A 6,183-nucleotide genomic window follows, 5' to 3' on the forward strand; every position below is an offset into this window, starting at 1 on the left:
CATGATTCATGCTGAGAATATATGCAAGACATTCGGCAAGGTGCAGGCTTTGGGCGATGTCTGTCTTGACGTAGACAAGGGCGAGCTGTTCGGACTTATCGGTCCTGACGGTGCGGGGAAGACAACGCTCTTCCGCATACTTTGTACGCTATTGCTTCCCGACAGGGGTAAGGCTTCGGTGGAGGGATTCGACGTGGTGAAAGACATGAAGGAGATACGTCGGCGCGTGGGTTATATGCCAGGGCGGTTCTCTCTATACCAGGACCTCACCGTGGAGGAAAACCTCCGGTTCTTCGCCTCGCTATTCGGCACCACCGTGGATGAGGGATATGACAGTATCAAGGCAATATACAGCCAGATAGAGCCTTTCCGCAAGCGCAGGGCAGGGGCTCTCTCAGGAGGAATGAAGCAGAAGTTGGCATTGTCGTGCGCTTTGGTACACCAACCCGATGTGCTCTTTCTCGACGAACCGACAACGGGCGTTGACCCTGTGAGCCGCAAAGAGTTTTGGGATATGCTCGCAATGCTCAAGGACAGAGGAATAACAATAATTGCCTCGACACCATATCTTGACGAGGTGAGGAGATGCGACAGGGTGGCTTTCCTAAAAGAAGGAAGCGTGCATGGTATAGATACACCGGATACAATCCTCAACCGCTTTGCCGATGTATTCAATCCTCCCGGCATCGAGCGTGAAGGCGCAGCCATTATCAACAAGGAGGAAAACGTCATTGAGGTGGAGCATCTGGTCAAGGCTTTTGGCGATTTCCATGCAGTGGACGACATCAGTTTCAGTGTGCGCCGTGGCGAGATATTCGGATTCCTTGGAGCCAATGGTGCCGGCAAGACCACTGCCATGCACATCCTCACTGGACTTAACCAACCTACAAGTGGTTCGGGGCGAGTGGCTGGATTTGACATCTGCACGGAATATGAGGAGATAAAAAAGAATATCGGATACATGAGTCAGAGGTTCTCTCTTTATGAAGATCTCACCGTGGCAGAGAACATCCGACTCTTTGGAGGCATCTATGGCATGTCGGACAAAGAGATAGCCGGAAAGACCGAATCATTGCTGAACAAGTTGCAGTTTGCCGACCACAGGAACGACCTCGTTGGTTCGCTGCCTTTGGGTTGGAAACAGAAGCTCGCCTTTTCGGTAGCCATCTTCCACGAACCGAAGATAGTGTTTCTTGACGAACCGACTGGCGGTGTGGATCCTGCCACACGCCGACAGTTCTGGCAACTCATATACGAGGCTGCCCAACATGGCATAACCGTCTTCGTCACCACCCACTATATGGACGAGGCTGAATATTGCGACCGCATTAGTATTATGGTGGATGGCAAGATAAGTGCCATGGGAACACCAGAGGAGCTAAAGCAACGGTTCAACCAGCCGGATATGGATCATGTGTTCACCTGTCTCGCAAGGGAGGCAAAGAGGGGAGATTGACTATTATGAAACAGTTTAAATCATTTGTAATAAAGGAAACGCGGCATATCCTGCGCGACAAGCGCACGATACTCATACTTTTCGGAATGCCGGTGGTGATGATGCTGATATTCGGCTTCGCCATCACCACCGACGTGAAAAACGTGCGCACTGTGGTAGTGACATCGCAAATGGACCTGCAGACGCAAAGGGCGGTGGAGCGGATATCACAGTCGGAGTATTTCACCATCACACAAACAGTGGACAGGCCCAAGGACGCAGAACATCTCATACGCAACCAAAAAGCGGATATGGCTATTGTGTTTGCTCCCGACTTTGCCTCTAAGCATAGAGGAATACAGATTATCGTGGATGGCGCCGACCCTAATATGGCACAGCAATGGACAAACTACGCCACCAATGTTATCACGAACATGCCGGGTGGTGTCGTCAATGCCAAATTACTGTATAATCCGCAGATGCGATCCGCCTACAACTTCGTCCCGGCCATTCTCGGCATGTTGCTGATGCTTGTGTGTGCCATGATGACCTCTATCTCGATAGTCCGCGAGAAGGAAAGAGGCACTATGGAGGTGCTGCTTGTGTCGCCTGTACGCCCGCTGATGATTATAATAGCCAAGGTGGTGCCTTATTTGGTACTTGCATTCGCTATCCTCACCACCATACTGATCATGGCGCGCTATGTGCTCGACGTTCCGCTGGCGGGCAGTATTGTGTGGATATATGTCGTCTCCACCATATATATTATCCTTGCCCTATCGCTCGGCCTGCTCATATCAACCATCGCCACAACCCAGCTCATGGCCCTTCTGCTTTCGGCAATGGTATTGCTCATGCCTATAGTGATGCTCTCGGGCATGTTATTTCCCGTGGAGTCGATGCCTGAGGTGTTGCAGTGGATTGCCGCCTTGGTGCCGCCCAAGTATTATATCCAGGCGATGCGCAAACTTATGATAATGGGAGTGGATATCAGTAATGTAGTAAGGGAGATATCCATTCTCTCGGCAATGGCACTGTTCCTCATGATTGTAGCACTCGCAAAATTCAAGAAAAGACTATGCTGAAATATCTCATACAAAAGGAATTTCTGCAGATACGACGCAATTCGTTTCTGCCTCGTCTCATCATCCTCTTCCCGATAATGATGATGTGTGTGATGCCTTGGGTGATGAACCAGGAGGTGAAGAACATCCGTGTGGATGTGGTGGACAACGACCGCTCAACGCTCTCAAGACAACTCGTGCACAGCATAGAGGCGAGCAACTATTTCATATTCAACGGACAGAAACCCACTTATGAGGCTGCCCTCAAGGACATCGAGAAGATGGATGCCGACGTGGTGATGGTGATACCGCAACACTTCAGTAGAGACATCGTCAGGAAACGCAACCCTCAAGTGCTCATCGCCGCAAACGCCGTGAACGGGACAAAGGGTTCTATCGGAGCTACGTATCTTTCGCAGATCGTCACCATTAAAGTTAGTCCGTCGGCGGAGAGGATGCAGTCCAAGGTTTCCTCCTTATTCCTTTATAACAAGCACCTCAACTACAAGGTGTTTATGATTCCCGCTCTGTTTGCCATTGTGATGATGCTAATGTGCGGTTTCCTTCCCACACTGAATATCGTCGGCGAGAAAGAGGCTGGCACTATAGAGCAGATAAATGTCACTCCAGTGCCGAAATGGGCATTTATTCTCGCCAAACTCATACCATATTGGACAATAGCACTGTTCGTGATTGTCGTATGCCTTGTGCTCTCGTGGCTCATCTACGACATCACTTGCCAAGGCCCGCTCTGGATCGTTTTCGTCTTGTCAATGCTGCTGGCACTGTTTTGGAGCAGTTTCGGACTCGTCATCTCCAACTATAGCGACACCATGCAGCAGGCCATCTTCGTGATGTGGTTTTTTGTGGTCTGCATGCTTCTGCTCAGCGGCTTGTTCACACCGACACGCTCAATGCCGCATGCCGCATACCTCACCACATACATTAACCCTATGCACTATTTTGTCGATGCCATCCGCACAGTCTTCGTCCGTGGAGGCGGTCTGAACAATGTCGCCCACCAAATCGTGGCTCTTCTCGCCATAGGCATGATAATGGGAGCATGGGCCGTGAGAAGCTACAAGAAACGCCTCTGACACATGTATTCCTCATCATTGTTTAGTCGTTCATAAATATCATCTGCGGATTTGTTCGCAATGCCTATTTACAGGCTGTTAAACAACAAGGCGGTACAGGGGACAGGTCAGTGTCCCCTGTACCGCTTTTGCAGTATATCACTCCCAGACCGCTCCCCTCATCGACTGGTACAAGGCAGAGGGGCTTCACCACTACGTGAAGAGCTACGGTGTGCTTGAGGAAATATTCGCCGACGTATGCAAGGTTGTTGATTCACTGTAATCACCGATAATCCAATACAGTCCTCCATTGATGCCCAAATGCGTGTCAATGGAGGACTTTTCTTTTCATTCTTATAATACATTTAACCAAAGGGAGCACTGTCACCTTACGACAGACGGCTGTCATAACTACGACAGTCGGCTGTCATAACTGTGACAGTCTTGGCTAAGACATTAGGCTTGCAGTTGCCATAAGACATCTCGTTTCGTGTTGTATAAGCCAGCTCCGCAAACACCCTACACTCTACATTATTTCGTAGCAGCATCTTGATAATCAGATTGTTAGTTAATGTAGGGTGCCTCTCAACCCTACATTAACCCTACATCATCCATACATTAATTTTTTCATGGTCTCGTTAATCGTCTCCGCGATGACCGATTTTTTCATTTCGATAGCCCGATCAATTCATTGGCGTTTCAATTTGTGTAAGGTGAATGTAGGGTTAATGTAGGGTTGAGAGGCACCCTACATTCTGTAATTATCTGAGTGGCAGGTGTTTAGCCCGAAATAATGTAGAGTGTAGGGTTTTAGCGACATTCATCCTTATATTTATTTGCCATCAATCTAAAATTAGGCAAATAACCCTAATTGAATTTAGCAGGATTTGAAAAATTGCTTGCATCAGTTATCCAGAAAGGATTATTTGTCAATGTCCTTTCATAGGTATAGGACCGGAACAAGCGAGGCGGGAGCCTGGCTTCCCCTCTCTTTGTTTCGTTATGTTGTGATGGTCAACCTTCAGAGTGAACAATGACAAGTAGAGTCAACGTATATCATAAATAACACATTAACTTATCAACCTGTTTTATAAATAGGACTATAAGTAGTCAACATAAATAGTTAAACTACATCATAATGACCTTATAGCCATCATCAAACGTTAAAAATGCGCCAATACAACAATAAAGTCACTTGGATATTTGGACGTTTATAACTTTTTCGTTACCTTTGCATCGGCTTTTTGCCAAAGAGTTCTTAAACGATATGAAAACATCCGAGTTGTTAAAGAGCCTAAAGGACGCAGGATGCGTTTTGGCTCGACACGGAAGTGGGCACGACAAATGGGTTAACCCTAAAACGGGAAAATCTGTTTTTGTGCCAAGGCACGCGGGCGAAGTCCACAAAGGGCTTGCGCTAAAAATCTTGAAAGAGTTGGTTGGGGAGTAATCCCCAGCCACTTTTAAGGGATAGTGAATCCAAGGGTGTTGAAGTATTGTTGCGGAACTCTTTAACTAAGAATTAAAGGTATAACAATATATGGAAAAAGTGTTAGTAACGATTTCACAAGCCCCCGACGGCAGTTATTGGTGCCATACCGAAAGCGATGTTTATGGCAGCGGGCTAAACGGCGCAGGAGCGTCAGTAAAAGAGGCTAAAGCCGATTTGATGGAGTGTTTGGAAGAGGCTAAAGCCGACTACATTGAAAACGGCTGCGATATTTACGAAGTTGACTTTAGTTACCAATATGATTTGCAGTCATTCTTTGAATACTTCTCTTTTCTCAATGTAACTGACATTGCAAAACGCGCAGGAATAAATCCATCGCTGATGCGACAATATGCGAGAGGCATCAAGAACGCAGGTGAAAAAACCTACGCACGGTTGTCAGGCTGCATTGGTGAAATAGCAAAGGAACTACAAGCCGCGTCATTTCGTGTATGACAAAGCGGTAATTCATACATTTAAGAACTCAAAGCAAAGCCCCCGATGCGCGATGCACCGGGGGCTCTCAATTACCCTCTTGCAAACTTAGACATAAGAAAGATACCGTCCACAATTAACATCTTGGGTTCACTTCAAACCTGTCCCTATGACCCTCTCTGACCCTACTTGCAAAAGTTAATACATTACAAGTGAAAGAGCAACATTCTGGCGCACTTTTCCATGAAAAAGAGTTATTTTCCGCAAATTCTTTTGCCTTTTCGGGAATAATGCGTATATTTGCAGCGGTTAAACATACAACGCTTATGATTGTTAAAGATAAAAATTATTAAGTAATATGGCACAGATATTAGTAACTATAGATGAAAGCATTACAACTAACAGCATACGACACGCCATCGGAATGCTCAAGGGAGTTATATCCACTCCTTATATAACACAGAAAAAAAAGTAAGCAAGAAAAAAGCGCAGGAGAAATACGTCAAAGACAGTTTGGGCAGAGCCTTTGATGAAATAAAACAAAAGAATAGCTCTAACCTTAATTCCGCAACACTATTACAAATATAACTTTTTAAGTACCTGAGCAACAAAAAGTTGCTCAGGATTTTGTCATGTCAGATTTTTCACCTATCTTAGTGTTGCAAATCAAAATATATATCAAAC

6 protein-coding genes are annotated in these 6,183 nt (G+C 46.4%); 5 read left to right on the plus strand and 1 reads right to left on the minus strand.

The window, feature by feature from the left end; all coding sequences use genetic code 11:
* Window position 1: 1 nt before the first annotated feature.
* From CIK98_RS16545 to CIK98_RS16555, 3 genes are read left to right on the plus strand one after another with little or no spacing between them, the layout of a single operon-like run.
* Window positions 2-1,456 (plus strand): ATP-binding cassette domain-containing protein, encoded by a 1,455-nt coding sequence (locus CIK98_RS16545; RefSeq protein WP_094386203.1) that lies wholly within the window; start codon window positions 2-4, stop codon window positions 1,454-1,456.
* 5 nt (window positions 1,457-1,461) lie between these two features.
* Window positions 1,462-2,520 (plus strand): ABC transporter permease, encoded by a 1,059-nt coding sequence (locus CIK98_RS16550; RefSeq protein WP_094386205.1) that lies wholly within the window; start codon window positions 1,462-1,464, stop codon window positions 2,518-2,520.
* Window positions 2,514-3,596 (plus strand): ABC transporter permease, encoded by a 1,083-nt coding sequence (locus tag CIK98_RS16555; protein ID WP_094386207.1) that lies wholly within the window; start codon window positions 2,514-2,516, stop codon window positions 3,594-3,596. Before CIK98_RS16550 ends, CIK98_RS16555 begins: the two co-directional genes overlap by 7 nt.
* Window positions 3,597-3,964: 368 nt before the next feature.
* Here CIK98_RS16555 and CIK98_RS18420 read toward each other — a convergent pair whose 3' ends face one another.
* The gene (locus CIK98_RS18420) at window positions 3,965-4,123 is read right to left on the minus strand and encodes a hypothetical protein (RefSeq protein ID WP_172410004.1); all 159 of its coding nucleotides are present in this window, start codon (window positions 4,121-4,123) and stop codon (window positions 3,965-3,967) included.
* 719 nt (window positions 4,124-4,842) lie between these two features.
* On the opposite strand from CIK98_RS18420, the gene CIK98_RS16560 reads away from it, so the two are divergent.
* A complete protein-coding gene (locus CIK98_RS16560) occupies window positions 4,843-5,025 on the plus strand; it encodes a type II toxin-antitoxin system HicA family toxin (protein WP_094386209.1) in 183 nt (60 codons plus the stop codon).
* A 90-nt stretch (window positions 5,026-5,115) separates the two neighbouring features.
* Entirely contained in the window at window positions 5,116-5,520 is a 405-nt protein-coding gene (locus CIK98_RS16565) for a pilus assembly protein HicB (RefSeq protein ID WP_094386211.1), read from the plus strand.
* Window positions 5,521-6,183: the final 663 nt, after the last annotated feature.

Origin of the sequence: Prevotella sp. P2-180, from assembly GCF_002251435.1 — a bacterium.
GTDB lineage: Bacteria > Bacteroidota > Bacteroidia > Bacteroidales > Bacteroidaceae > Prevotella.

Coding starts and splice junctions, on each gene's coding strand:
- CIK98_RS18420 (WP_172410004.1), bottom strand. CDS start 4,123: ATGCTGCTACGAAATAATGTAGAGTGTAGGGTGTTTGCGGAGCTGGCT.
- CIK98_RS16560 (WP_094386209.1), top strand. CDS start 4,843: ATGAAAACATCCGAGTTGTTAAAGAGCCTAAAGGACGCAGGATGCGTT.
- CIK98_RS16545 (WP_094386203.1), top strand. CDS start 2: ATGATTCATGCTGAGAATATATGCAAGACATTCGGCAAGGTGCAGGCT.
- CIK98_RS16555 (WP_094386207.1), top strand. CDS start 2,514: ATGCTGAAATATCTCATACAAAAGGAATTTCTGCAGATACGACGCAAT.
- CIK98_RS16565 (WP_094386211.1), top strand. CDS start 5,116: ATGGAAAAAGTGTTAGTAACGATTTCACAAGCCCCCGACGGCAGTTAT.
- CIK98_RS16550 (WP_094386205.1), top strand. CDS start 1,462: ATGAAACAGTTTAAATCATTTGTAATAAAGGAAACGCGGCATATCCTG.